The 355-nt window shown below is 65.1% G+C and carries 1 protein-coding gene; it reads right to left on the bottom strand.

Annotated features, from left to right (window positions below; genetic code table 11):
- Positions 1–265 (bottom strand): helix-turn-helix domain-containing protein (locus EN804_RS35300; RefSeq protein ID WP_135922350.1); only part of this gene is annotated, 265 nt, incomplete at its 3' end.
- Positions 266–355: the final 90 nt, after the last annotated feature.

The raw sequence follows: 355 nt of genomic DNA on the forward strand, positions 1-355 counted from the left end.
CCAGCACGCCTTCCGCCTCCAGCCCGTCGAGCAATTGCTGAACCGCCTGCTTGGAGATGGCCGCGCGCTCGATCAGCGCCGACTGGCGCGTGCCGTTGCGGGGGATGTGCCCGAGCAGCCCGGCGCGCGCTTCGCTGAACCAGCCGTGGCCGGCGGCCCGCATGGCGGCGGCAAATTCCGCGTGCCAGGCACGACTCGCCTGCCACAGCCGCCAGCCGACATGATCGGGCAGCGCCTCGGGTTTTTCGTCAAGCTCCTTGACCACTTGATCCGAACTCCATATAGTCAAGATACTTGACGATATTCACGCCGTCGAGGCTCTTTTGAACGCGAGCCCATGGACAGGGACAATGAC

This window comes from Mesorhizobium sp. M8A.F.Ca.ET.161.01.1.1 (assembly GCF_004792105.1).
In the GTDB taxonomy this organism is placed as follows: Bacteria; Pseudomonadota; Alphaproteobacteria; order Rhizobiales; family Rhizobiaceae; genus Mesorhizobium.